Genomic DNA, 26,376 nt, shown 5'->3' with positions numbered 1-26,376 from the left:
TTCGAATAGTACGTATGTTCGGTTTGTAGTTGGCGGAAACTCGGGAATTCTCATATGCAGCTATTCATTGAAGTCATTTTAGAAGTTGGTTTTTCTAAACAAGTTATTTTAATATAGAGTATTGATGTAGGAGGAACATTCATTGACAAAAGAAAATAATGAAAAAGTGCGTGTATTTGCCTTAGGAGGAGTCGGTGAAATAGGTAAAAACATGTATGTTGTTGAAGTAGACGAAGATATTTTAGTTATCGATGCAGGTCTGATGTTTCCTGATGATGACATGCTAGGTGTAGATATCGTCATTCCAGACGTTTCTTACCTTGTAGAAAATGAGGATCGAGTAAAAGCAATCATTTTGACACATGGGCATGAAGACCATATCGGAGGTCTTTCTTATGTGCTAAAGAAAATAAATGTCCCTGTTTTTGCGACAAAACTAACATTAGGGTTAGTTGAAGAGAAATTAAAAGAAGCAGGAATCTTAAAAGACGTCAAATTGAATTTGGTTGATCACAATTCAATTTTAACAATTGGTTCAACGACTGTGTCTTTCTTCCGAACAAATCACAGCATTCCTGACTCTGTTGGTATAAGTGTAGAGACGACTCAAGGGTCCGTTGTACATACAGGGGATTTTAAATTTGATCAAACACCTGTAGATGGGAAGCATGCTGAAATTGGAAAGATGGCAGCAATTGGCCAAAATGGAGTCTTATGTTTATTATCTGATAGTACGAACGCAGAGCGCCCTGGTTCAACGAAGTCAGAAACTGAAGTTGGACAAGGAATAGCAGAAGTATTTGATCAAGCTGAAGGTCGAATTATTGTCACAACCTTTGCTTCAAATGTACACAGAATCCAACAAGTACTTCAAGCTGCTGTAAAGACAAAGCGTAAGGTAGCGGTAGTTGGGAGAAGTATGCTGAAAGTGGTTAAGATCGCTGCTAAGCTAGGTTATCTAGACATTCCTAAGGGATTAATTACTGAAGTAGAAGATGTGAATACGTATCGTGATGAGCAAGTGGCCATTTTAACAACAGGTAGTCAAGGTGAGCCGATGTCTGCCCTAACGCGAATGGTTAAAGGCGCTCATCGTCAAATTACGATTAAAGTGACAGATACGATTATTATAGCCGCTTCTGCGATTCCTGGAAATGAGAAATCAGTTTCCGCTATTATAGACAAGCTTCATCGAATTGGTGCTGAGGTTGTCTATGGACAAGCGAAGGTTCATGCTTCGGGACATGGAAGTCAAGATGAGTTGAAGTTAATGCTCAATTTAATGCGTCCAACATACTTTGTTCCTATTCATGGTGAGTACCGAATGCAGTATGCGCACAAAGAGCTTGCAATGACAGTAGGTATGAATGCTGAAAATATTTTTCTTGTTGATAAGGGAGAAGTTGTTGAATTCGTTAATGGCCAAGCTAGAGTAGCAGGTAAGGTTCCATCTGGCCACGTTTTAATTGATGGCCTTGGGGTTGGTGATGTAGGAAATATTGTCTTACGTGACCGACGTTTATTATCAAAAGATGGAATTTTAGTCGTTGTCGTTACACTTAACAAAAAGACAGGAGAGTTCATTTCAGGACCAAATATCATCTCACGAGGCTTTGTCTATGTACGTGAATCAGAAAAGTTATTAGATGATGCGAATGAATTAGTTACGTCTATATTAACAAAGTGCGTAAATGAAAAAGTAAATGAATGGGCTTCTTTAAAGAGTAATGTCAGAGAAGGGTTAAGTCGTTTCTTGTTTGAAAAAACGAAGAGAAGACCGATGATTTTACCAATAATTATGGAAGTATAGATATTTAAAGCTGATCCTATAAGTGCAAACACCTATAGGGTCAGTTTTTTAAGTTTGATCACACTTTCTTCATGAAGTGGACGTAATCGCTTATATAAATAAGGTTCTTAGCAGGCTATTTATCTATTCTAAATGACCACTGACAAATGTTACATTTGCTTTCACAGGTTCACTATGATTAAAAAGAGAATTTTGTGAATGAAGCTAACGAAATAGCTCACTCACGACTGTCGAATAAATAGTCCTTCCTAGTCGCATACTGAGGTTAGATAAGCCTAAAGGAGGAAAGTGGCCAATGATGTATGGAACAAGTGAAAATGATCCTCAAGCACCACAGCAGCCAGAAAAAAATCCACAGAAAGAACAAAAAAGTGATCTTGTGGAGAAGATCCAAGAGCTAGGTCAAACGAGTGTTCCTGACATGGGGCAATCAAATATTCATTGTATGACAATCGTCGGTCAAATTGAAGGGCACATGCAATTACCCCCACAAAATAAAACGACGAAATATGAACATATTATACCTCAGCTCGTAGCAATAGAACAAAATCCAAAAATTGAAGGGCTACTTCTCGTTTTAAATACGGTGGGAGGAGATGTGGAAGCGGGTTTGGCGATTTCGGAGATGGTTGCATCAATGTCCAAACCTACTGTAACCCTCGTGTTAGGAGGCGGACATTCCATTGGTGTCCCAATAGCTGTTGCTGCCAATTATGCTTATATTGCAGAAACGGCAACGATGACGATTCACCCTGTTCGATTAACGGGTCTTGTGATTGGTGTCCCTCAAACATTTGAATATTTAGATAAAATGCAAGAACGAGTGGTGAACTTTGTAACGAAGCATTCGTCGGTTAGTGAGGAGAAGTTTAAAGAACTAATGTTTTCAAAAGGAAATTTAACTAGAGATATCGGTACAAATGTAGTAGGGACGGATGCGGTTTCATATGGGCTTATAAATGAAGTTGGTGGTATTGGTCAGGCATTAGCTAAGTTAAATGAATTAATTGAGCAATATAAAAAGGAAAAGCCTGAAGGAGATGTCATTCAATGATCTTATATACGATGATGCCACAGGAATATATCTTTCCTCATGATGACCATACTTTTTTAACTCAAAAAGTGATTTCTAGTGAAGCTGGGCCACTTATTGTTGAGCAAATTAACCCATCTCAATATCGAATTGTTAGGTTATTAAGTAGCAATGCAAATGATTTTTTAAATGAGAAATATACACCTGGAACGATTATTCAAGCAAATCCCCAACTTTAGTAGTTTAGTCCCCTTTCTTCTTGTGCTATAATTATGTTCAGCAAAGGATCGTCAGAAGCAGTCAATAATTGACTGCTTCTTCTAGTATGTCTTTTAAGTAGAGGTGAATGAATTGGCAAGACGAAAGAAAAAAAGAAAAACCGAGTTTAAGTCACAACTTACATATGAGCTCATCGGTCTCGGCTTATTAGTCATTGCCGTTGTTACATTTGCACGTCTAGGTACGGTAGGGGAAGTATTTGTTCGATTATTCCGTTTCTTTTTAGGTGAGTGGTTTATCTTACTTGCCATCGCATTACTTGGAACTGCGCTGTATCTAATGATTAAGCGAAAGACTCCGGTTTTTTGGTCTCGACGCATGTCTGGGGTGTATGTGATTGCACTCGCATTTAGCTTGTTAGCACATATTAGCTTATTTAATCAGCTAAGTGGGAGGGAAGGATTCGAGGATCAATCCGTTATTCGTCAAACATGGAGACTTTTTTGGCTGGAAATGCGTGGACAAGCTCCAATCGATGACCTTGGTGGTGGAATGGTAGGAGCTTTTTCATTCGCTATTAGTCACTTTCTATTTGCCGAAGCAGGTACATATTTCTTTGGTGTTATTCTAATTGTAGTTGGAATAATCCTGTTAACAGGCAAATCGATATCTAATTTAATGAGTAAAGGCTTTAGAAGATTTTATACGTTTATTTTCGATACATTCCACCATCTAGGAGTCGAAAGTAAGCAAGCGTGGAAATCTTTCATGAATCGATTAAAAGAAGAAAAGCAAGTTTATAATGAACGAAAGAAAGAGCAAGAGGTGGATGTACAAGAATTGGAGGTTCAAGAATCAGAGCCTGAAATAGTCGATTTCACGCAGCGAGTAGGTCAACAGGAAAGCGTAGACGAGGAAAAAGAAAATGATTTGAACGTGTCGTTAGATTTGGAAAAGAGTTCCGAGGCTCAATTATCAACGGATATGAGTAATCATTTAGTTACAGGAGAAGAGTTAAATAAAGATTACCTATTACCTGATATGGATATACTGAGTTTACCTAATAATCCAAGTCAATCAAATGAAAAAAAACAGCTTACAGCAAATGCGAAGAAATTAGAGCAAACGTTAGAGAGCTTTGGTGTGAAAGCGAAAGTATCGAAGGTCCATTTAGGACCAGCAGTTACGAAATATGAAGTTTACCCTAATGTTGGTGTCAAGGTTAGTCGAATCGTAAACCTTGCAGATGACCTTGCATTAGCACTTGCTGCTAAGGATATACGAATGGAAGCGCCTATTCCAGGTAAGTCAGCCATAGGTATTGAGGTTCCTAACCATGAAATCGCTGTCGTTACACTACGAGAAGTGTTAGATTCGATACAATCAAAGAAAGAGGAAAATGTACTTGCTGTTGGCTTAGGACGGGATATCTCTGGAAATCCAGTTTTAGCTCATCTTAATAAAATGCCACACTTGCTTGTTGCTGGGGCAACAGGAAGCGGTAAAAGTGTATGTATTAATGGTATTATTGTCAGTCTATTATTAAAGGCAAAACCTCATGAAGTAAAATTGATGATGATTGATCCAAAAATGGTTGAATTGACTGTATACAATGGTATACCTCATTTGTTAACACCAGTAGTAACAGAGCCAAAGAAGGCTTCACAGGCGTTGAAAAAAGTTGTTGCAGAAATGGAAAGGCGTTACGATTTGTTCTCTCATACAGGAACGAGAAACATTGAAGGATATAACGAGCTTGTACGTCGTCAAAATGAAGAGGAGGACGCAAAACAGCCGATGCTACCATATATTGTTGTTGTGGTCGATGAGTTGGCTGATTTAATGATGATAGCATCTGGAGATGTTGAAGATTCGATTGCAAGATTAGCACAAATGGCACGAGCAGCGGGTATTCATATGATTATCGCAACCCAGCGTCCCTCAGTAGATGTCATTACAGGTGTCATAAAGGCGAATATCCCTTCTCGAATTGCATTTGGTGTCTCTTCTCAAACGGATTCACGTACAATTCTAGACTCAGGTGGTGCCGAGAAGCTATTAGGTCGAGGAGATATGCTTTACTTGCCAGTAGGAGCTATAAAACCAACGAGAGTTCAAGGTGCTTTTCTATCTGATCATGAAGTAGAGTCGGTTGTTCAATATGTTATTTCACAGCAAAAAGCGCAATACGAAGAAGAAATGACTCCTTCTGAAGAGCCCATCATTGAAGAAAAAGTAGCTGATGAGCTTTATGATTCAGCGGTAGAATTAGTTGTTGAAATGAATACTGCGTCTGTGTCCATGCTTCAACGAAGGTTTCGTATTGGCTATACGAGAGCAGCGAGGTTAATTGATGAAATGGAAGCACGAGGGATTGTTGGACCGTATGAAGGTAGTAAGCCAAGAGAAGTTTTAATTAGCAAACGAAATGATGACGAAGCAACATCGTAATGGGGAAGGAGTGGCAAACTTGATTAAAGCAGATCAGAGACCTTTATATTTACAAGTTATCGAACGGTTAAAAGACGATATTGATAACAACCTATATGCAGAAGGGGAAAAGCTCCCATCAGAGTTTGAACTTTCAAAAAATTTAGGTGTAAGTCGAGCTACATTGCGAGAAGCTTTACGAGTATTAGAAGAGGATGGGGTTGTGATTCGCCGCCATGGAGTGGGGACTTTTGTTCACTCAAAACCGTTGTTTTCTGCAGGTATTGAAGAACTTCAAAGTGTGACGGATATGATTTTTAAGGCGAAAATGGCACCTGGCACTATTTATTTATCGTCTGCAGTCCATGAAGCGACAGAGGAAGACTGCTATCAGTTTAAAGAAGAAGAATTAAAAGAAATATTAGCACTCAAGCGAATACGAACGGCTGATGGTGTACCGGTAGTCTACTGTTTAGATCGCATCCCGTATCGATTCGTAGAAAATCATTCTATACATGAAATTAAATCCATCTTTCATTTTTTGGAAGATGTAGGTCATACGATTACGTATGCTGTTACGCATATAGAGCCGATTGGCTATGATAATGAAATTTCAGAAATGTTAGAATGTGATCCTGAATCCACATTATTATTGCTAAAGCAAATGCATTATGATGAGAACGAACAACCAGTACTCTATTCCTATAATTATTTTCGTGCTGATAAATTTAAATTCCACGTTGTAAGAACTCGTGTTAAAGCATAACCTATGCATGACAGGAAAAGGAGATGATCAGATGCAGTCTATTATCGAAAAGGTTGAAAAGCAAGGTGGGCTCACCGTTCATTTGATGCCCACGGATAAATACAAAACGAATACATTATTACTACTAATACGTGCCCCATTAAATAAAGAAACGGTAGCAAAGCGAGCTCTGCTTGGGCACGTCTTACAAAATGGCACAAGCAGCTCCCCTTCGCGAAAAGCATTACGTGAACGACTTGATGCTATGTACGGTGCAACATTAACGACAGATGTACAAAAAAAAGGAGAAGAACATGTTATCACATTTATGATGGATGTTGCTAATGAACGGTTTTTGAGTGATTCTACTCCTTTGTTTACGAACGCTCTGAACCTTCTAGCGGAAGTGGTAACAGATCCATTTCTTGAAAATGGCCTTTTTTCGGAACAAATTGTGGAGCAGGAAAAGCGGTCATTAAAGCAACGCATCCAATCAGTCTATGATGATAAAATGCGTTATGCCAATGTGCGTGTGACAGAGGAAATGTGCAAAGGTGAGAACTTCGCATTAACTTCATTTGGAACAGTTGAAGACGTTGAAGAAATTAGTGCCGAAGCTTTATATGAATACTATATTGAATTACTGCAAACAAATGCATTCGATTTATATCTCGTCGGTGCACTAGATCAACAGGAAACGCTAGAAAAGGTTAAACAGGCTTTTGAACTACCAGACCGTCAAGTCGTTGTCGGAGGAACGTTAGAAAGTCCGCAAGTGGAGAAAGTGAACATCGTCCATGAAAACCAAGATGTTAAGCAAGGAAAGCTTCATTTAGGCTATCGTACTTATACAACATATGGGGATGCTGATTATGTTGCAGTTCAAGTGTTTAATGGTATTTTCGGTGGCTTTTCTCACTCGAAGCTATTTATTAATGTAAGAGAAAAGGAAAGTCTAGCTTATTATGCAGCCTCCAGGCTCGAAAGCCATAAAGGGATTATGATGGTCATGTCAGGAATTGAGTTTAGTAAATACGATCGGGCGGTAGACATTATTAATGAACAATTAGAAGCGATGAGAAATGGAGAGTTTTCAGAAGGAGAACTGGAGCAAACAAAGGCGATGTTAAAAAATCAAATTTTAGAAACCGCCGATGTGGCGAGAGGGCTTGTTGAACTCCACTACCACCAAGTCATTAGTGGTTCAAATCGTTCATTATCAGATTGGTTATTAAGTGTTGATCAAGTGACGAAGGAAGACGTTATCGAAGCAGCGAATAAAGTTAAGCTTGATACGATTTACTTCTTAAAAGGGAAGGAGGAAGGCGCATGAAGCCCGTCACATTTACACAGATTGAAGAGACGTTGTACCATGAACAATTAGATAATGGCTTAAATATTTATATTTTACCAAAAAAGCAATTTAATAAAACATATGCAACCTTTACAACAAAATATGGATCTGTTGATAATCATTTTAAGCCAATTGGCTTAAAAGATGCTATTAAAGTTCCGGATGGAATCGCACATTTTCTTGAGCATAAAATGTTTGAAGATGAAGAAGGAGATGTCTTTCAACAATTTAGTAAGCAAGGAGCTTCAGCTAATGCATTTACAAGCTTTACACGTACAGCCTATTTATTTTCCAGTACAACCAAAGTTGAAGAAAATTTAGAAACGCTTGTCGATTTTGTTCAACACCCTTATTTTACCGAGGAGAGTGTGGAAAAAGAAAAAGGAATTATCAATCAAGAAATTACGATGTATGATGATAATCCTGATTGGAGAGCGTATTTTGGAGTCATTAGTAATATGTTTCATACTCATCCCGTCAAAATTGATATTGCTGGGACCATTGAGTCGATTGCGCCTATTACAAAAGATTTGCTCTATACGTGCTACCATACGTTCTATCATCCGAGTAACATGTTGTTATTCATTGTCGGACCAGTTGATCCTAGAGAGGTCATGGAGCAAGTAAAAAGAAATCAGCAGAAAAAAGAATTCGCTTCACCAGAAGACATTAAACGTTACTTCGACGAAGAACCTAATAAGGTAGCAAAGGAACATGAAGTACTGAACATGCCTGTTCAAACACCAAAATGTTTAATGGGATTTAAAGATATAGGTGTGCAAAGACAGGGCAAAGATTTATTACGTCGTGAATTAATTGTTTCAATTTTGCTTGATCTTATGTTCGGTCAAAGTTCTAATAATTACCAGGAGTTATTTGCTGAAGGGTTAATTGATGATAGCTTTTCCTTTGATTATTCAGCTGAATTTGGCTTTGGTTTTTCTGTTATAGGCGGAGATACGAGCAAGCCCAATAAGCTAGCGGCTCAGGTGAAGAATATGGTTACTACATTTAAAAGCGAACAACTTTCTGAGGATCATGTTGCTCGAACGATTAAAAAGAAAATTGGTTTCTTTTTACGATCATTAAATTCTCCAGAGTTCATTGCTAACCAATTCACAAGATATCAATTTAATGAAATGAATTTATTTGATGTTGTACCTACGTTAGAAGAAATAACGATTCACGATTTAAAGCAAGGTTTACAAGAACATTTTGACTTCGAACGGTTTACAGTATTCCAAGTCAAACCAGAGGGGTATCAAGAATAAATGAAAGAAATCGTCATAACAGGAGCTTCTGGAGGGATTGGCGCTGAAATAGCTAAAGAGCTAGCATCTCCAGAATGCTCTCTTTTTTTACATTATCATCAAAATGAAGAAATGATACAGAAAGTAAGGGAAGTGTGCCTGCAAAAAGGGGCGACTGTTAAATTGATTCAAGCTGATTTATCAGCTCAGGAAGGAGCCAAGCAGCTTATTGAGGGTCTTGTGGAGGCAGAAAATGTATATTCCATTATTCATAATGCAGGTATGAGTGAATTTCAATTATTTACGAGTACAACCGATCTTCATTTAGATTCATTATTAAACATTCATCTTATTAATCCTATGAAAATAACTCGCTCGCTTTTGCCTAATATGATCCGTGCGAAAAAGGGGAAAATTATTATGATTTCCTCGATATGGGGGTTAACAGGAGCTTCCTGTGAAGTGACGTATTCAGCAGCAAAGGGCGGAATGAATAGTTTTGTGAAAGCATTAGCAAAAGAGGTAGCGCCAAATGATATTCAAGTAAATGGTGTTGCACCAGGTGCGATTAATACGAGCATGCTTACGGAGCATGGTGTAGAACATATTGATTTATTAAAGGATGAAATACCAGCAAATCGTTTAGGATCAGCGAAAGAGGTTAGTCAGCTCGTTGCATTTCTCCATTCTAATCAAGCAAATTATATTAACGGACAAATTATTTCTGTTAATGGGGCATGGTATTGTTAAATCTTTTCCTAATAGAATGCATATTCTTCAAAAGAACAACAAAAAATACAATTGAAGTTCATGAAGAAGGAGGGGGTATCCATGTCCGTTCTCGATAATTGGGAGCAATGGAAAGATTTTCTAGGTGATCGACTGCATCAAGCTTCTGATGAGGGGATGTCAGCTAATGTTGTATCTGATGTCGCTTATCAAGTTGGAGAGTATTTGGCACAACAAGTTGAACCTAAAAATGAGCAAGAGCGTGTGTTAGCTGAATTATGGAATGTTGCTGATGAACAAGAACAGCATGCAATTGCAAATATGATGGTTAAGCTTGTTCAAAATGAGGGTAGTCATTAATGAAGACATAGCTTGAAAAAGTGAAGTGTTCCATCCAATATGGGGCACTTTTCTTTTATATAAAATAGGGAGAAATGCGATATGATCATTGCACTTATAGAGCTTTGAATTCTTTTCTCGATATTTTGTTATGAATTACGACAAAGTTCTTTCATTTGTATTTAAAATCCATTATGATGAAAGTAAGTAACTACCAACTGACGTAAAGGATGAAGGAAATGACGATTAAGGAATGGTATATTGAGTATGAGATTCATAAAAATCGCCCTGGTTTACTTGGAGATATTTCCTCGTTACTTGGTATGTTGGAAATTAATATAGTTACGATTAATGGTGTTGAAAATAAAAGACGTGGCATGCTAATTAGAAGTACACACGATGATCAAGTCATAAGGTTAGAATCAATTATACATAAGATGGAAGACATTACATTGACAAAAGTACGTGAACCGAGGGTGAGAGATCGACTTGCGATTAGACATGGACGATATATTGAACGCGATGCGGATGATAAGAAAATATTTCGTTTTGTTCGTAACGAATTAGGGCTACTCGTTGATTTTTTGGCAGAAATGTTTAAACGTGATGGTCATTTTCTCGTTGGTGTTCGTGGGATGCCGCGAGTCGGAAAAACGGAGTCTATTGTTGCAGCAAGTGTTTGTGCAAATAAAAGATGGTCGTTTATCTCCTCGACTCTATTACGACAAACAGTAAGAAGTCAATTAGCGGAAGATGAATACACGGATGATCATATTTTTATCATTGATGGGATTGTAACGACGATGCGTTCAACAGAAAAGCATAAGAGTCTTGTTCGTGATATTATGAGGTTGCCTGCTGTGAAAGTCGTTGAGCACCCTGATATTTTTGTCCGTGAGTCAGAATATGAGTTGAATGATTTTGATTGTATCATTGAATTACGAAATGATGATAAAGAAGAAATCACGTATGAAATTGTCGAATCTGGTTTTTCCTCTTTTGATATTAGTTAAAGTAGGTAGGTGTTAAGATTGTCTGAATTAGGTCAACATTTAAAGGAAATTCGGGAGCAAAATAATATCACACTTGATGATTTACAACGAACGACAAAAATTCAGAAGCGATACTTAATTGCGATTGAAGAAGGTCACTATGATCGCTTACCTGGACAGTTCTATGCTAGAGCGTTTATAAAAACTTATGCTGAATCAATTGGGTTAGACCCTGAAGAGTTATTTGATCAATTTAAAAGTGAATTACCTAATCCCAAACAAGAAACGGTTCAGTTGCCATCACGTACAAAACGTTCCAATATATCAGCAAGGCCGACGAAACGTTCAAAGTCTCAGCCTGTGCTAACAACGATCTTAACGATTGTTATACTTGCTATTATTGCGGTAGTAACTACAATTATTATTCAAAATTACTTAGCAGCAGATGGAGCTGAGCAACCTGATATGAATCAAAATGTCGAAGGTGATTTTTATGAAACGGATGATGAAGACTCTGACGTAAATGAAGAAGATGAAGGTAACGAAGATGAGTTAGTTGAAGAAGAGCCTGAACCTGAGCCGGATCCAATTGAATTAAATTTTGTTGAAACACAAGGAATTACATCACTTTATGAGCTAACCGGAGCCTTATTTGACCATGTCCGAATTGAAATGGATGGGACTTCATACATTGACATCCAAAATGGATTAGGACGAACATTATATATGTCAGATACAGGTGAAGATATCGAATTTGATTTCTCTGAGGAAGAGGAGCTGATTTTTAACTTTGGACGATCCACCGATGTTCAATTGTTTATTGACGATCAGCTTGTAGATTTCCCAACTGATTCTGTACATCAAAAGATTCATATTACAATTATCGATTTTGAAGAATAGTTGTCGCTTGCAGTAGTGACAGCTTTTTTCATTCATGCACTTTTAAGGGTCACAAATCAGTGGTGAAATGATTTGTTCATATGATACAATATGGATGTTATTCAATCAGTTTGAATTGTGAAAAGAGGGACTATTTTGAATTTACCTAATAAAATTACGATATCTCGTATATGCTTAATTCCTATTTTTATGATTATTTTGTTAATTCCTTCCTGGGTAGAAGTGTCGTTTCTCGGTACTGAGATGCCACTAAACCATTTAATGGCTGCTCTGATTTTTATACTGGCTGCAGCAACGGATTGGCTAGATGGTTACTATGCAAGAAAGCTAGGCCTTGTAACGAACTTGGGGAAGTTCCTTGATCCATTGGCCGATAAATTGTTAATTACCGCAGCTTTAATCGGTTTAGTGGAATTGCAATTGTTGCCTGCATGGATGGCGATTATTATTATTAGTCGTGAGTTTGCTGTTACAGGTATTCGTCTAGTAGCTGCTGCTGATGGAGTAGTGATTGCCGCAAGTTCACTAGGAAAGCTGAAAACGGTCATTCAAATCGTAGCAATATCAGCGCTTCTTTTACATAATTGGCCATTCCAGCCAATCTCTTTCCCTTTTGCTGGGATTGCTATTTGGGCTGCAACTATTATAACAGTATTGTCAGGTGTAGACTATTTTAAGAAAAACAAACAGGTATTGATGAATTCTAACAATTAGGTGGTCGAACATATGGATGCTGAAATTATTTCTGTCGGCTCAGAGTTGCTTTTAGGACAAATTGTAAACACGAATGCAGCGTACCTTTCTAAGGAATTAGCAGGCTTAGGAATAGATGTTTATTACCAAACGACTGTTGGTGATAACGATATAAGGTTACGTGCAGTCACAGAAAAGGCTTTGGAGCGAGCTGATCTCCTTATTTTCACAGGCGGATTAGGTCCAACAAAGGATGATTTAACGAAGGAAACGTTAGCTGCTATTTTAGGGAAATCATTAATTTATGATGAGCCCTCTTTAGCGAAAATAGCTAGTTTTTTTAAACAACGAAATAAACCAATGTCTGAGAATAATAAGAAACAAGCTTTAATTATTGAGGATAGTAAGGTTTTGATCAATCGATACGGTATGGCTCCAGGCATGGTGATTTCTAGAGGTGAAAAATGTATCGTTTTGTTGCCGGGACCACCAAAAGAAATGATACCAATGTTTGACGACGAGCTTCGTCCTCATATTTTAGCTGAGGGCAATTCTTCGTCTGTTATTGAATCTCGGGTGCTTCGTTTTTTTGGGATAGGTGAGTCACAACTAGAGACAGAGATTTTGGACCTTATCGAACGGCAAACGAACCCTACCATTGCTCCTTTAGCGGGAGATGGAGAAGTAACACTTAGATTAACGGTCAAACATCAGAATGCTGGTTTACGGCAGCAAATGCTTGATGACTTAGAAGGGCAAATACAAAAACGAGTTGGACCATACTTCTATGGATATGGTGATGCATCGATTGTTGAGCAAACCTTTTTGCAATTACAAGAAAAAAAATGTACGATAGCTACAGCAGAGAGTTTTACTGGTGGATTATTTGCAAAAGAGCTTAGTTCACATCCTGGTGCGGGTGATGTCCTGTTAGGAGGAATTGTTGCATATGCGACAAGTGTAAAGAAAAAGCTATTAAATATTTCTGAGCATATCATTGAAAATGAAGGAGTCGTCAGTCATAAGTGTGCCAAAGAAATGGCACTTCAAGCTAAAAGGAAATGTGACTCAGACATCGCCATTAGCTTCACAGGTGTTGCTGGTCCAACACCTCAAGAAGGCAAACGGATAGGTGAAGTGTATATCGCCATTGCAGGAATTGCTAATGAGCCAGTATCCTATCAATTAGATTTATCTGGTGAGAGAAATGAAATTGCAAATAAAGCCGTGAAATATGGCTGCTTTTATTTGTTGAACGAATTGAAAAGGTGGAGTAAAACAGAATGACAACGAATTTTAATGATTTTCAAATTTCAGAACCAATTAAGCGTGCAATTAAAGAGATGGGCTTTGAAGAACCATCACCTATTCAAGAGAAAGCTATACCGGTCATCCTTGAAAGAGGAGATGTGATTGGTCAAGCACAAACTGGTACTGGGAAGACAGCTGCATTTGGAATTCCGGTTGTAGAAAAAGTAACACAAGAGCGCTTTGTTCAGGCTCTAATATTAACGCCAACACGAGAATTAGCGATTCAAGTATCAGGTGAATTACAAAAATTATCTGTGCATAAAAAAATCCGCACATTGCCGATTTATGGTGGCCAATCAATTGGACATCAAATTAAAGCTTTGAAGCAAGGAGTTCAGGTTGCAATTGGGACACCTGGTCGAATATTAGATCATTTACGACGAAAAACGTTAAAGTTAGACCAAGTCCATACTGTTGTATTAGATGAAGCAGATGAAATGCTTGATATGGGGTTTGTTGATGATATTGAAACGATTTTGCGTCAAGTAAATCATGAGCGCCAAACCTTGTTGTTCTCAGCAACGATGCCTCCAGCCATTCGAAAACTGACTAAACGATACATGAAGTCACCTAAGACCGTTACGATTAACAAAGGTGAAGTAACAGCACCATTAATTAATCAAATGTATTTTAAAGTGTTGGAACGAAATAAAATTGATTCCTTATGTCGAATTATTGATAGTGAGGATATCGATTTAGGTATTTTATTTTGTCGAACGAAAAAAGGTGTGGCTGAATTAACGGAGGCTCTGCAAGCTAGAGGTTATCTAGCTGATGGCTTACACGGGGATTTAACACAGTCACAACGTGATGCTGTGATGAAGAAGTTTCGTGATTCATCAATTGAATTTCTCATTGCGACAGATGTTGCAGCTAGAGGAATTGATGTAGAAAATGTTTCACATGTTATTAACTATGATATTCCACAGGACCCTGAAAGTTATGTTCACCGAATTGGTCGAACAGGTCGTGCTGGCAAAAAAGGCTTAGCTTTAACATTAGTGACGCCAAGAGAAATGAAGCATTTGCGTTCAATTGAAAAAGAAATTAAAATGCCTATTCCTTCTCAAGAAGTTCCAACGATTGAAGAAGTAGTAGAAAAGCAACAAAGCTCATGGAAAAAGTTAATTAGTGACCAAGTAGAAGAAGGGGCAAACGAACTATTTTCACCACTTGTTGAAGAGATTTTACAAGAACATCAAGCAGAAGACGTTATTGCTGCTTTATTGAAGATGAATTTTTCAACTGATTCTTCAGTTGAAGAATCTGGCTATCAATTTGGTGAAACAGGTGGCGCAAAAGGAATGGTCCGCTTCTTTATTAACGTTGGTCGTAATATTCAATTGACACCAAAAATTCTAGTTGATGAAATTTCCGAATTAGTAGGTATTCCTGCTAAGACTATCGGGAAAATTGACATTTTTGAAAATTTCACATTTGTCGAGGTGCCTGAAGATGTCGCTCCATTTGTCTATGAAGCGCTTCGCTATTCACGTTTGAATGGTGCTAGAGTGAACTTGGAACCGGCTAAACCTCGTCCAAAGCGTGAAAGAAGAACCCCTACCCGAAATGAACGTTGATCAATAATTTGTTAGGTTTGTCCCGGAGATACGATGTATTTTGGGACAAACCATCTATTTCCCCTTTTTACATCCTACTTTATGTTCGTTATCAAACCCATTTAATTTAGTTATCAAAATAAAAAAACCGAATAAATGTTCGTAAAAACTATTGGCAAAAGATGAAAAACAGGTTATGATAGTGTTAACTTCTAGAAAGTAAAAATAGTAAAAAAGAATAGTTTTATATAGAGGAGAGGTTTAATAATGAGTGAACGTAAAGCTGCATTAGATATGGCATTACGCCAAATAGAAAAACAGTTTGGAAAAGGGTCTATTATGAAGCTTGGTGAACAAGCTGAGCAAAGAGTATCAACAATTTCTAGTGGCGCTCTAGCTCTTGATATTGCGTTAGGAGTAGGCGGATATCCAAAGGGTCGAGTTATTGAAGTGTATGGGCCGGAATCATCAGGTAAAACGACAGTTGCACTACATGCAATTGCTGAAATTCAACGCAATGGAGGTCAAGCTGCTTTTATCGATGCTGAACATGCATTAGACCCTGTTTATGCGCAAAAGCTTGGGGTTAATATTGATGAATTATTACTTTCGCAACCTGATACAGGTGAGCAAGCATTAGAAATTGCTGAAGCGCTTGTACGAAGTGGTGCGGTTGATATGATTGTTATCGATAGTGTTGCAGCACTCGTACCTAAAGCTGAAATTGAAGGAGAGATGGGTGATAGCCACGTAGGGTTACAGGCTCGCTTGATGTCACAAGCACTTCGTAAGCTATCTGGTGCTATTAATAAATCTAAGACGATTGCGATTTTTATTAACCAAATTCGTGAGAAGGTCGGAGTTATGTTTGGAAATCCAGAAACAACGCCTGGTGGTCGTGCTTTGAAATTCTATTCCTCTGTACGCCTTGAAGTTCGACGAGCAGAAACGCTTAAGCAAGGGAATGATATGGTAGGAAATAAGACAAAGATTAAAATTGTTAAAAATAAAGTAGCTCCTCCATTTAAGGTGGCGGAAGTGGATATTATGTATGGAGAAGGAATCTCTCGAGAAGGTTCTATTTTGGATATGGCAGCTGACCTTGATATTGTTCAAAAGAGTGGAGCTTGGTACTCATTTGAAGGTGAAAAGATGGGACAAGGACGAGAGAATGCTAAGCAATACTTGAAGGAAAATGCTGATATAACAGAGAATATAGAAGGAATGATTCGTGAGCATTATGGAATTAGTGGCGAGGTACAGGTTTCCGCTCCTTCTGACGAAGAGTTTGAAGAGGTGCCGTTTGATTTAAAGTAATTCAATAAACTAAGACGAATGAACAAAGGTATGTTAAGTCAACATCTGACTTAACATACCTTTCATCATTCTTTCATTTTTATAGGAAATGAGGATAGACAATGAAATTTTTGTATGTAACGGATACGCATATACGTGGAACGACTCCGAAAAATCGATTAGACAGTTACGTTGATACATTAAAGAAAAAATTAGATGAAGTTATTTCAATGGCAAATGAAGAGCAGGTGGATGTGATTTTACATGGTGGTGATGTTTTTGATCGTCCAGATTTATCACCTAATGTCGTAGGCCAGTTTGCTAAAATTTTCAAGCGAGCTAATGCTCCAATTTATGTAGTGGCGGGTAATCATGATACGTTTGGGCACAATCCGGAGACTCTCTCTCGTACAATGCTAGGTCTCATGGACTCATTTGGAGTGATGACAGTCATTCATCCGGAGCAGCCTTTACTATTAGAATTTAACGGAGTTCACATTCAAATTAGTGGGCAACCGTATCATTATGATCTGGATCAACGAGACCCTAAGCTAGATTACTATCCTACTAGAGCAGAACACATAGATGTGGCCATTCATATTGTTCATAGTATGCTTGTCGAAAAAGCGTTACCAGACGGTGTCGCACACACGTTAATTGATCATATTTGGGGAACGACTGCTGATATAACGTTAACCGGCCACTTTCATGGCGGGTTTGGAATAAAGGAGCGAGAAGGTAAATTTATTTGTAACCCTGGGGCGTTAGCAAGAGTGAATAATCATTGGTCTGAAATAAGTCGTAAACCGAAAGTGATCGTTGGAACAATTGAAAGAAACAAGGTCAACCTGCAGGAAAAAACACTTACGTCATCAGAAGCTGGCGATGCCGTTCTAGATCGTTCATTTCTAGAAAAAGCGGTTCACCAAGAGGAGAAATTACATTCATTTGTTCAGCAAGTAAAAGAAGCATCACAGTTTCAATCTCTAAAAATGAGTGATATTATTCAAGAGATAGCATCCTTACAAAATGTTGAAGAAAAAGTGAAGAAGGAAGCATTGCGGAGAATGACACAAGTTGAAGAAAAGTGGAAGGATGGCGAATATGAATAACATCCATTCGGTGCATATTGAAAATTTCCAATCGCATCTAGATACGTATATGGAGTTTGATCAAGGATTAAATATGATTGTTGGTCAGTCTGATAGTGGAAAGACAGCGATCATACGTGCACTGCGTTGGGTGCTATTTAACCAGCCGAGAGGAACGGATTTCTTACGGATATCAGCTGATTTCGTTCGTGTGACCGTTACGTTTACAAACGGTACAGTTATTTGTCGTGAACGCACAGCTTCGAAAAACCGATATACGATACGCCAAAAAGAACAAGATGATTTAATACTCGAAGGTTTTGGTATACATGTACCTAATGAAGTACTAGAAGCACACGGTATGGGTCATTTACGAGTAGATACAGATCATGACCTCGCTCTGCATATTTCTCAGCAATTGGATGGTCCTTTCCTGCTTGAGGAAACAAGTTCAACAAGAGCTAAAGTACTAGGTCGAATAAGCGGTGCCCATTTTTTAGATATGGCTATTAGACAAACAACTAGAGATGTCTCACAGCTTAATCAACGGACTCGACAAGAGGAGGAAACGATTGACAAGCTTACAAAAGAGCTTGAGCCTTTTGGGCATATCGATTTGCTAAAAGAGAAACTTGATTTAGCTGGGCAAGAAATGCAACGACTAGAAGCTTTAATGCAAAGAAAAAAACAATTAGAAAAACTAGCTAATGTTCGTAAGAGAATGATTCAAGAAGAGAACGTTCAACAGAATCGATTAAGACTCGTGAAGGACGTAACAGAATGGGAGAATCGCGTAGTTAGGCTTGAATCTACGTTAAGGAGCTATCAAAGGCTTATAAGCTTACAAAAGCGCCAAAATGTATTGAGTCAGGATCAATCCAAATGTTTATTTTGGATTGATAAGACAAAAGGGATAGAAGCAGCTGAACGTTATTACAGTCAGCTTAGGAAGGTTGTTGAACGTAGAAGAACACTTAAAGCCATTAGCCAACGTGATGAACGTTTAAAACAGCAATTTGCAAATGTGACAAGATCTATTCAAGTGACCTCATTTGTGGACGAGCTTAACATCAACCAAATTGAGCAGATAAGTCATGAAAAAGAACGATTAAAGAGATTGAAGAAGCAACGAATACTTCTTGACAAATCAAAGCAGCAGTCCGAAGAAGTAAAAAAAATAATCGTGCATTTGCCGCCAGTCAATCTTTTGTTAGAGAAGGTTTCATCTTTAGAAAACGAGCAAAAGCAACTGCTTAAATTAAACTCCCTACATTCGACCATAAATGAATACGAAAGAAGAATGAAAGATGGGGTTGCTTTTGTTCAATCTCAGTCTGAAATAGTTGAAAAATATGAAAAAGAGCGGTTGGAGCTATTAATTCAGAAAGGAACGTGTCCAACTTGCGGTCAAGAAATTAAAGAAAAGGAACATCAACATTTACTATAAAGGAGGGGTTCATATGTCCGTAGAGCAGCAGCTTGAACAAATGAAAAAAGCGATAGAAAAAGCAAGAGATACTAAGTACCGTGCAGAGGCCAAATTAGAAGAGCTTGAGAATCAAAAATCACGATTACTTGAGGAATTAGATGAATTAGGTGTAAAACCAGAAGAGCTAGAATCTGAGATTAATCGTTTAGAGCAAACGATTGAAAAGACTCTCAAGGAAACGTGGGAATTGATCCCTAAGGAATTGATTGATCATGACAGTTGAAAATGAGCAAGAACATTATAATCAATTGAAGGAGACATATGAGAGGGCATTAACAAAGTGGAATCGTCTAGATGAACGTAGGAATTTACTTGTGGAGCAAATTAGCGCTAAGAAAGCGGAGCTCGATTCTTATTTTAAAACGATTGATACGTATGAGAAGGCTCGTTTGCTTTTACAACAATCTGCTGAATATGCAAGAGAACAGGCAAAACAGCAAATTGAAACGCTTGTCACAAACGCTCTTCAATACATATTTGGGCCCTTATTTTCATTTCAAATTGAAATTGACGAACATGGAGCGAGACCAATTGCAGAATTTTATGTTGTTTCGGAATATGAAGGGATAAAGGTGAAAACAAAGCCACAAGATGCCAGGGGCGGTGGCGTCGTTGATATTGTAACATTAGCGTTAAGGGTTGCTTTAATTGAAACCATTCACCCAAAACGTGAAGGCCCCCTATTGTTAGATGAGCCAGGGAAGCACGTTTCAGGAGAATATGTGCACGCTTTATTCGAATTTTTGAAATCATTAAGCACGATGTTTAATCGCCAAATTATTATGATTACTCATAATTATCACCTTGCACAATCAGGTGATCTATCTTACGAGGTGAGCATGAAAGACGGGATCAGTGAAGTTTCAAATGTTGACTAGCTTGACAATGCATTAGTTGAGCTTTAAAATTAAGTGGAATGCGATTATTATCATAATTTTTATCTTAATCGCGATCATTTTACATGTATGTTTCATGAAAGTATGAAAAATGACACCCAACAATTAGATAGCAAGAGGAGGTGAAAGAGTGAGCTTTCAAATAGATGTAATCCTCTTCTCCGCTTTGCTTGTTGTCTCTGCAATCGTATTTGCAGTTGTTGGATATCTTGTTCGAAAATCCATTGCCGAAGCAAAAATTACTAGTGCGGAATTTGCAGCTAAACAAATTGTGGAAGATGCGAAGCGTGATGCTGAAACGAGTAAGAAAGAAGCGATCCTTGAAGTAAAGGATGATGTTCATAAAATTCGTACTGAGGCTGAACGTGAAGTTCGTGAACGCAGAAATGAGATTCAAAAACAAGAGAATCGTTTGGTTCAAAAAGAAGAGATTCTTGACCGGAAGAGTGAAACCTTAGATAAGAAAGAGGAATCTTTGGAAAAAAGGGAGGAATCTCTCACCAAAAAACAACGCCAAATTGAAGAGATGGAAAACAAAGTGGAGGAAATTCGGAAGCAGCAACAATTGGAACTTGAAAGAGTGTCCGGATTAACCCGCGAAGAAGCGCGTGAAACTATTCGTCATGAGTTAGAGCAAGATCTTGCTCATGAAACAGCTCATATGATTAAGGAACGAATGGTAGAAGCGAAAGAAGAAGCAGATAAGAAAGCAAGAGAGATATTATCATTAGCTATTCAACGCTGTTCTGCTGACCATGTTGCAGAAACAACGGTGTCTGTTGTCTCACTTCCAAACGATGAGATGAAAGGTCGTATTATTGGTCGAGAAGGACGTAATATTCGTGCTCTTGAGACGCTTACAGGTATTGATTTAATTATCGATGATACACCAGAAGCTGTGATTTTATCAGGATTTGACCCAATTCGAAGAGAAATAGCTCGAACCGCACTTGAAAAATTAGTGCAAGATGGTCGAATACATCCTGCGCGAATTGAAGAAATGGTTGATAAATCTCGTCGTGAAGTCGATGAGTCAATTCGAGAGTATGGGGAGCAAACGACCTTTGAGATGGGAATTCATGGCTTGCATCCAGATTTAATTAAGATTTTAGGTCGTTTGAAATTTAGAACGAGCTATGGCCAGAATGTGTTAAAGCACTCCATGGAAGTGGCACATTTAGCTGGTTTGATGGCGTCAGAACTTGGTGAAGATGTGAAATTAGCCAAGCGTGCTGGGTTATTGCATGATATTGGAAAAGCGATTGACCATGAAGTAGAAGGTAGTCATGTTGAAATTGGCGTTGAGCTAGCTACGAAATATAAGGAGCACCCAACGGTCATAAATGCTATCGCTTCTCATCATGGTGATACAGAATCAACATCTATTATATCAACATTAGTGGCAGCTGCAGATGCTCTATCTGCCGCACGGCCAGGTGCACGTCGAGAAACGCTCGAAACGTATATTCGTCGCTTGGAAAAGCTTGAAGAGATCTCAGAATCCTTTGAAGGTGTAGAGAAAACTTATGCAATTCAAGCGGGACGTGAGGTTCGTATTCTCGTTCGACCAGATGTGGTTGACGATGCACTTGCTCATAAGCTTGCTCGTGACATTACGAAGAAAATCGAGGATGAGTTGGATTATCCAGGTCATATTCGTGTTACGGTTATTCGTGAAACGAGAGCTGTTGAATATGCAAAGTAAAGTGGCGACTTGTCGCCACTTTCTTTTATAGATGGAAGGAAAAGTAAGGAAGCTTTTTGATGGAAGGAGAATGTATGAGAATTTTATTTATTGGGGATGTAGTCGGAGCACCCGGACGTCAAATGGTTCAAGAGTATATGCCAAAACTAAAAAAACAGTTTAAGCCAACACTTACGGTTATTAATGGTGAAAATGCAGCATCAGGAAAAGGGATAACTGAGAAAATCTATAAGGGGTTTCTAGATGCTGGTGCACAGGCAATTACACTTGGGAATCATACGTGGGACAATCGTGATATTTTTCAATTTATTTCACAAGCGAAACATATGGTTAGGCCAGCAAACTACCCTGATGGAACGCCCGGAAAAGGATATACTTATGTGCGTTTTAATGAAATCGAATTGGCAGTAGTGAGTCTAATGGGGAGAACGTTTATGCCTGCATTAGATTGTCCGTTTAAGAAGGCTGATGAGATTCTCGAAGAAGTGTCAAGACGCACACCTTTTATTTTTGTGGATTTTCATGCAGAGGCTACAAGTGAAAAACAGGCGATGGGCTGGTATTTAGATGGACGAGTGAGTGCAGTTATTGGAACGCATACACATGTCCAAACGGCTGACGAACGAATTTTGGAAAAAGGTACTGCTTATTTATCTGATGTCGGTATGACAGGTCCTTATGATGGAATATTGGGTGTTGATCGTGAAGCGGTTCTTCATAAGTTCTTGACAACATTACCTGTCCGATTTGAAGTAGCAGCTGGTCGCACGCAATTAAGTGCAGTTGTCATTGATTTAGACAGCAAAACCGGGTTTGCCAAAAAGGTTTCTCGTATTCAAATTAATGATGACCAACCATTAAACATGATGGAATAATGTTATCGTTTAGGACGTTTAACTAAAGGATCTTTAGGTTGCTTGAATATTTTTGGAATATGATTCGAATTGTTGAAATAAAATGAACTAGATATTGCATCTTGTGCAATTGGTTGTGAACCAATTGGACTGTCGTAATCATGAAAATACTAGGACTCATGGACAACCTACACGTATCCGTTTAAGAGGAGGTACACAAAAATGGAAGTCTTAAAAGTTTCGGCAAAATCTACTCCAAATTCTGTAGCTGGTGCTTTAGCAGGTGTGATTAGGGAAAGGGGTGCTGCAGAGATTCAAGCAATCGGTGCAGGGGCGTTAAACCAATCGATTAAAGCAATTGCAATTGCGCGTGGTTTTGTTGCACCAAGTGGGATTGAGCTAGTGTGTATTCCTGCTTTTACCGACATTGAAATTGAAGGTGAAGAACGAACTGCAATGAAGTTAATTGTTGAGCCTAGATAGGTCAGTCAATCAGATTAGTCGGTTGACAGAAGTAGCTACTTAGCTGATTAATCAGTTAGGTAGCTATTTTTCATTTTCATGTAAAAGATATAACGATGATAATGGCTTTCATCGTAGATACTCTCCTGCTGAAAGCGAAGTATCATTCAGGAGTGGCTTATTTGCACCGATTGTTCGGATTCTCATACAGAAAAAAATTTTGGTCTAGCCTCACTTACAATTTGAATGATTCTAGTAAATTAGATAGGAATATGCTACGATTGCTAAGGTATAAATGAAAATTATGAAACAACTTACTTTTATAATAGATAAATATAAGAAGGGTGGAACAAAAGTGAAGGAGCAATTGTCATGGAAAGTTGGCGGACAACAAGGTGAAGGTATTGAAAGTACTGGTGAAATATTTGCCTCGGCATTAAACCGCTTAGGCTATTTTTTGTATGGATACCGACATTTTTCATCAAGAATAAAAGGTGGTCATACAAATAACAAAATACGTGTAAGTACATCGCCTGTTCATTCCATCTCTGATGATTTGACAATCTTAGTAGCGTTTGATCAAGAAACAATTGATGTAAATATTCATGAACTTAGTGAAGATGGAATAATCATTGCTGATGCAAAGTTCAAGCCCGTTCTTCCCGATCACTACAATTTGACATTAATCGATATACCATTTACTGAAATAGCGACGGAACTGGGAACTTCATTAATGAAGAATATGGTTGCTGTTGGAGCTACAAGTGCGATTATCGGTCTTGAACCGTCTTCTTATAAGAATGTAGTGGAAGACCTTTTTCTTCGTAAAGGTGAATCGATTGTTGCAAAAAACATGGAAGCGATACGTACTGGTGCAAACTTTGTTAAGGAGCGAATTGGAGATACGTTGGAAGGTTACAAGCTAGCAGATGCTGATGGACAAAAACGGATGTTTATGATTGGCAATGATGCCATTGGACTTGGAGCGATTGCTGCAGGTAGTCGTTTTATGGCTGCATACCCGATTACTCCTGCTTCTGAAATTATGGAATATTTAATTGAAAAGCTACCTGAGTTCGGGGGGACGGTTATTCAAACAGAGGATGAAATAGCAGCATGTACTATGGCAATCGGAGCCAACTATGCTGGTGTTCGTGCTTTCACGGCTTCTGCTGGACCTGGTCTGTCATTAATGGCTGAAGCTATAGGGTTATCTGGAATGACGGAGCAACCACTAGTCATTGTTGATACACAACGTGGAGGACCGAGTACGGGCTTACCGACAAAGCAAGAGCAATCTGATCTGATGGCACTTCTCTTTAGTACTCACGGTGATATTCCGAAGGTTGTCATGGCTCCAAGTACAGTTGAAGAGGCCTTTTATGATACGGTTGAAGCGTTTAACCTAGCGGAAGAATATCAATGTCCAGTTATTTTAGTGACAGATTTAGCGTTATCTCTTGGGAAGCAATCGGTTGAACCATTAAATTACAATCAATTTGAGATTAGACGTGGCATCATTGAAACAGAAGAGACGATTCCAGAACGAGAGGAAAAGTCTTATTTTAAACGTTATGAAGTGACTGAGTCGGGCGTCTCAAATCGTGTCTTACCTGGGACAAAGAATGGTATTCATCATGTGACGGGGGTCGAGCATGATGAGGTAGGAAAGCCTTCTGAATCACCGGAAAATCGAAAAGCACAAATGGATAAAAGAATGCGTAAGCTCAATCAATTGAACAAACGTTTTAATCACCCTTTATTTATTCATTCGGAGCATAGGGAAGCCGATTTACTTGTTATTGGTATTAACTCTACGAGAGGGACGATTCAAGAGGTAATTCCACGTTTAGCGAATGATGGTATAAAAGCAAACCATGTCCAAGTGAGATTACTTCACCCGTTTCCTAAAGAAGAGCTTGAACTTGAGATGAAAAAGGCGAAGAAGGTAGTCATCGTTGAGCATAATGCTACTGGACAACTTGCATCTATTATTAAAATGAATGTGACAAATGCGAAGATTGAGAGCATTCTGAAATATGACGGAAATCCGTTTTTACCTAATGAGCTACATCAAGCATGCAAGGAGTTGGTCTAGATGGCAACATTTAAAGATTTTCGTAATAAAGTTAAACCGAATTGGTGCCCTGGTTGCGGAGATTTCTCCGTTCAAGCGGCGATACAACGAGCGGCTGGAAATATTGGACTTGAGCCAGAGGAGTTAGCAGTAGTATCAGGTATTGGCTGTTCTGGACGTATTTCAGGTTATATTCATTCATATGGGTTTCACGGTGTACACGGACGTGCACTTCCGATTGCTCAAGGGGTAAAAATGGCCAATCGTGATTTAACCGTTATTGCATCTGGAGGAGACGGGGACGGATTTGCGATTGGTATGGGACATACCATCCATGCCATTCGTCGTAATATTGATGTGACGTATATTGTTATGGACAACCAAATTTATGGTTTAACAAAAGGTCAAACATCACCGAGAAGTGAAATGGGCTTTAAAACAAAAAGTACTCCTAGTGGGTCTGTTGAATCAGCGTTAAATGTGATGGAGATGGCTTTGACAGCTGGAGCGACTTTTGTTGCGCAAAGCTTTTCAAGTGATTTAAAAGGCTTAGTCGCTTTAATAGAAGAAGGGATCAATCATAAAGGGTTCTCGCTTATTAATGTCTTTAGTCCATGTGTGACTTTCAATAAAGTAAACACGTATGAATGGTTCAAAGAGAACTTAACAAAATTGGATGATATAAAAGAGTATGATCCGTCGAATCGCCTGCTCGCGATGCAAACATTAATGGAGCATGATGGTCTCGTAACAGGATTAATCTATCAAAATAAAGAGCAACCTTCCTACCAAGAGTTAATTAATGGATATGATGATAAACCATTGTCAAAGCAAGACTTGAAAATGGAAGAAGCGAAATTTAACGAGCTAATGAATGAGTTTATGTAATTCATTCCTTTAATAGAGGATATTCTGAATAGATAATTCTATTTGCCGAATTGCGTAGGTATGCTTAATAATTGTTATAAAAAACAAAGAGTCGGGGACATAAAAAAAGTTTAGCTGAGAATCCGAACATATAGAGAATTTAGCGAAGTATATTTCAGGAGTGGTTTATGTTCAACACTGTGTATTTGTTCGATATCTCATTTATGAAAATACTTTTGTTTCAGCTTCATTGTGTACAGCGAATAAACGGGTTA

At 38.4% G+C, this 26,376-nt stretch carries 24 protein-coding genes; all 24 read left to right on the top strand.

Annotation, left to right across the window (positions count from 1 at the left end; all coding sequences use genetic code 11):
• The first annotated feature begins 142 nt into the window (after positions 1–142).
• The 24 genes from ACERJO_RS04620 to ACERJO_RS04505 all read left to right on the top strand — a co-directional run bounded on the left by ACERJO_RS04620 (position 143) and on the right by ACERJO_RS04505 (position 26,122).
• Positions 143–1,810, top strand: coding sequence for a ribonuclease J (locus tag ACERJO_RS04620; RefSeq protein ID WP_247104032.1), 1,668 nt, complete (start codon positions 143–145; stop codon positions 1,808–1,810).
• A 295-nt stretch (positions 1,811–2,105) separates the two neighbouring features.
• Positions 2,106–2,864, top strand: a complete 759-nt coding sequence (locus ACERJO_RS04615; RefSeq protein ID WP_373646708.1) for a ClpP family protease — start codon at positions 2,106–2,108, stop codon at positions 2,862–2,864.
• Positions 2,861–3,082 carry a YlzJ-like family protein gene (locus ACERJO_RS04610; protein ID WP_373646707.1) on the top strand — a complete coding sequence of 74 codons (222 nt, stop codon included), beginning with the start codon at positions 2,861–2,863 and terminating at the stop codon, positions 3,080–3,082. The genes ACERJO_RS04615 and ACERJO_RS04610 overlap by 4 nt, the downstream gene beginning before the upstream one ends.
• Positions 3,083–3,194: 112 nt before the next feature.
• Positions 3,195–5,513, top strand: coding sequence for an FtsK/SpoIIIE family DNA translocase (locus ACERJO_RS04605; protein WP_373646706.1), 2,319 nt, complete (start codon positions 3,195–3,197; stop codon positions 5,511–5,513).
• Positions 5,514–5,532: 19 nt separating this feature from the next.
• A complete protein-coding gene (locus ACERJO_RS04600; protein ID WP_373646705.1) occupies positions 5,533–6,258 on the top strand; it encodes a GntR family transcriptional regulator in 726 nt (241 codons plus the stop codon).
• A 31-nt stretch (positions 6,259–6,289) separates the two neighbouring features.
• Positions 6,290–7,570: an EF-P 5-aminopentanol modification-associated protein YfmF gene (gene yfmF / locus ACERJO_RS04595; RefSeq protein WP_247104035.1), complete on the top strand. Its 1,281-nt coding sequence runs from the start codon at positions 6,290–6,292 to the stop codon at positions 7,568–7,570.
• Positions 7,567–8,862 (top strand): EF-P 5-aminopentanol modification-associated protein YfmH, encoded by a 1,296-nt coding sequence (gene yfmH, locus ACERJO_RS04590; protein WP_247104037.1) that lies wholly within the window; start codon positions 7,567–7,569, stop codon positions 8,860–8,862. The genes yfmF and yfmH overlap by 4 nt, the downstream gene beginning before the upstream one ends.
• A complete protein-coding gene (gene ymfI / locus ACERJO_RS04585; RefSeq protein WP_247104039.1) occupies positions 8,863–9,591 on the top strand; it encodes an elongation factor P 5-aminopentanone reductase in 729 nt (242 codons plus the stop codon).
• Between the two features lie 81 nt (positions 9,592–9,672).
• Positions 9,673–9,930 (top strand): DUF3243 domain-containing protein, encoded by a 258-nt coding sequence (locus tag ACERJO_RS04580; protein WP_035343825.1) that lies wholly within the window; start codon positions 9,673–9,675, stop codon positions 9,928–9,930.
• A gap of 218 nt (positions 9,931–10,148) precedes the next feature.
• Positions 10,149–10,922, top strand: coding sequence for a DUF3388 domain-containing protein (locus ACERJO_RS04575; RefSeq protein ID WP_247104040.1), 774 nt, complete (start codon positions 10,149–10,151; stop codon positions 10,920–10,922).
• 18 nt (positions 10,923–10,940) lie between these two features.
• A complete protein-coding gene (locus tag ACERJO_RS04570; RefSeq protein ID WP_252120658.1) occupies positions 10,941–11,801 on the top strand; it encodes a helix-turn-helix domain-containing protein in 861 nt (286 codons plus the stop codon).
• Between the two features lie 135 nt (positions 11,802–11,936).
• The gene (pgsA, locus tag ACERJO_RS04565; RefSeq protein ID WP_247104042.1) at positions 11,937–12,515 is read left to right on the top strand and encodes a CDP-diacylglycerol--glycerol-3-phosphate 3-phosphatidyltransferase; all 579 of its coding nucleotides are present in this window, start codon (positions 11,937–11,939) and stop codon (positions 12,513–12,515) included.
• Positions 12,516–12,527: 12 nt separating this feature from the next.
• Positions 12,528–13,781: a competence/damage-inducible protein A gene (locus ACERJO_RS04560; RefSeq protein WP_247104043.1), complete on the top strand. Its 1,254-nt coding sequence runs from the start codon at positions 12,528–12,530 to the stop codon at positions 13,779–13,781.
• Positions 13,778–15,385 (top strand): DEAD/DEAH box helicase, encoded by a 1,608-nt coding sequence (locus ACERJO_RS04555; protein ID WP_247104044.1) that lies wholly within the window; start codon positions 13,778–13,780, stop codon positions 15,383–15,385. The genes ACERJO_RS04560 and ACERJO_RS04555 overlap by 4 nt, the downstream gene beginning before the upstream one ends.
• A gap of 246 nt (positions 15,386–15,631) precedes the next feature.
• On the top strand, positions 15,632–16,681 hold the full coding sequence (gene recA, locus ACERJO_RS04550) for a recombinase RecA (protein ID WP_247104045.1): 1,050 nt from the start codon (positions 15,632–15,634) through the stop codon (positions 16,679–16,681).
• 101 nt (positions 16,682–16,782) lie between these two features.
• Positions 16,783–17,772 carry a metallophosphoesterase family protein gene (locus ACERJO_RS04545; protein WP_247104046.1) on the top strand — a complete coding sequence of 330 codons (990 nt, stop codon included), beginning with the start codon at positions 16,783–16,785 and terminating at the stop codon, positions 17,770–17,772.
• Positions 17,765–19,198: an AAA family ATPase gene (locus ACERJO_RS04540; RefSeq protein WP_373646703.1), complete on the top strand. Its 1,434-nt coding sequence runs from the start codon at positions 17,765–17,767 to the stop codon at positions 19,196–19,198. The genes ACERJO_RS04545 and ACERJO_RS04540 overlap by 8 nt, the downstream gene beginning before the upstream one ends.
• Before the next feature lie 13 nt (positions 19,199–19,211).
• Complete coding sequence (locus ACERJO_RS04535; protein WP_247104048.1) at positions 19,212–19,463, top strand: V-type ATPase subunit a family protein; 252 nt, start codon at positions 19,212–19,214, stop codon at positions 19,461–19,463.
• A complete protein-coding gene (locus ACERJO_RS04530) occupies positions 19,453–20,118 on the top strand; it encodes an OLD family protein (RefSeq protein ID WP_373646701.1) in 666 nt (221 codons plus the stop codon). Before ACERJO_RS04535 ends, ACERJO_RS04530 begins: the two co-directional genes overlap by 11 nt.
• 148 nt (positions 20,119–20,266) lie before the next feature.
• Positions 20,267–21,841, top strand: coding sequence for a ribonuclease Y (rny, locus tag ACERJO_RS04525; RefSeq protein WP_373646700.1), 1,575 nt, complete (start codon positions 20,267–20,269; stop codon positions 21,839–21,841).
• A gap of 74 nt (positions 21,842–21,915) precedes the next feature.
• Entirely contained in the window at positions 21,916–22,716 is an 801-nt protein-coding gene (locus ACERJO_RS04520) for a TIGR00282 family metallophosphoesterase (RefSeq protein WP_247104050.1), read from the top strand.
• A gap of 201 nt (positions 22,717–22,917) precedes the next feature.
• A complete protein-coding gene (locus tag ACERJO_RS04515; protein WP_035343845.1) occupies positions 22,918–23,178 on the top strand; it encodes a stage V sporulation protein S in 261 nt (86 codons plus the stop codon).
• 334 nt (positions 23,179–23,512) lie between these two features.
• The gene (locus ACERJO_RS04510) at positions 23,513–25,255 is read left to right on the top strand and encodes a 2-oxoacid:acceptor oxidoreductase subunit alpha (protein WP_373646699.1); all 1,743 of its coding nucleotides are present in this window, start codon (positions 23,513–23,515) and stop codon (positions 25,253–25,255) included.
• A complete protein-coding gene (locus ACERJO_RS04505) occupies positions 25,256–26,122 on the top strand; it encodes a 2-oxoacid:ferredoxin oxidoreductase subunit beta (protein WP_247104052.1) in 867 nt (288 codons plus the stop codon). It abuts the gene before it with no gap.
• Positions 26,123–26,376 lie beyond the last annotated feature (254 nt).

Source organism: Halalkalibacter sp. AB-rgal2 (assembly GCF_041821005.1).
Taxonomy (GTDB): domain Bacteria; phylum Bacillota; class Bacilli; order Bacillales; family Bacillaceae_D; genus Halalkalibacter.
This window is presented reverse-complemented; position numbering and strand designations above follow the sequence as displayed.

Coding starts and splice junctions, on each gene's coding strand:
- yfmF (WP_247104035.1), top strand. CDS start 6,290: ATGCAGTCTATTATCGAAAAGGTTGAAAAGCAAGGTGGGCTCACCGTT.
- ACERJO_RS04505 (WP_247104052.1), top strand. CDS start 25,256: ATGGCAACATTTAAAGATTTTCGTAATAAAGTTAAACCGAATTGGTGC.
- ACERJO_RS04515 (WP_035343845.1), top strand. CDS start 22,918: ATGGAAGTCTTAAAAGTTTCGGCAAAATCTACTCCAAATTCTGTAGCT.
- ACERJO_RS04610 (WP_373646707.1), top strand. CDS start 2,861: ATGATCTTATATACGATGATGCCACAGGAATATATCTTTCCTCATGAT.
- ACERJO_RS04555 (WP_247104044.1), top strand. CDS start 13,778: ATGACAACGAATTTTAATGATTTTCAAATTTCAGAACCAATTAAGCGT.
- ACERJO_RS04580 (WP_035343825.1), top strand. CDS start 9,673: ATGTCCGTTCTCGATAATTGGGAGCAATGGAAAGATTTTCTAGGTGAT.
- ACERJO_RS04615 (WP_373646708.1), top strand. CDS start 2,106: ATGATGTATGGAACAAGTGAAAATGATCCTCAAGCACCACAGCAGCCA.
- ACERJO_RS04540 (WP_373646703.1), top strand. CDS start 17,765: ATGAATAACATCCATTCGGTGCATATTGAAAATTTCCAATCGCATCTA.
- ACERJO_RS04545 (WP_247104046.1), top strand. CDS start 16,783: ATGAAATTTTTGTATGTAACGGATACGCATATACGTGGAACGACTCCG.
- ymfI (WP_247104039.1), top strand. CDS start 8,863: ATGAAAGAAATCGTCATAACAGGAGCTTCTGGAGGGATTGGCGCTGAA.
- ACERJO_RS04560 (WP_247104043.1), top strand. CDS start 12,528: ATGGATGCTGAAATTATTTCTGTCGGCTCAGAGTTGCTTTTAGGACAA.
- ACERJO_RS04520 (WP_247104050.1), top strand. CDS start 21,916: ATGAGAATTTTATTTATTGGGGATGTAGTCGGAGCACCCGGACGTCAA.
- yfmH (WP_247104037.1), top strand. CDS start 7,567: ATGAAGCCCGTCACATTTACACAGATTGAAGAGACGTTGTACCATGAA.
- ACERJO_RS04535 (WP_247104048.1), top strand. CDS start 19,212: ATGTCCGTAGAGCAGCAGCTTGAACAAATGAAAAAAGCGATAGAAAAA.
- ACERJO_RS04530 (WP_373646701.1), top strand. CDS start 19,453: ATGACAGTTGAAAATGAGCAAGAACATTATAATCAATTGAAGGAGACA.
- recA (WP_247104045.1), top strand. CDS start 15,632: ATGAGTGAACGTAAAGCTGCATTAGATATGGCATTACGCCAAATAGAA.
- ACERJO_RS04575 (WP_247104040.1), top strand. CDS start 10,149: ATGACGATTAAGGAATGGTATATTGAGTATGAGATTCATAAAAATCGC.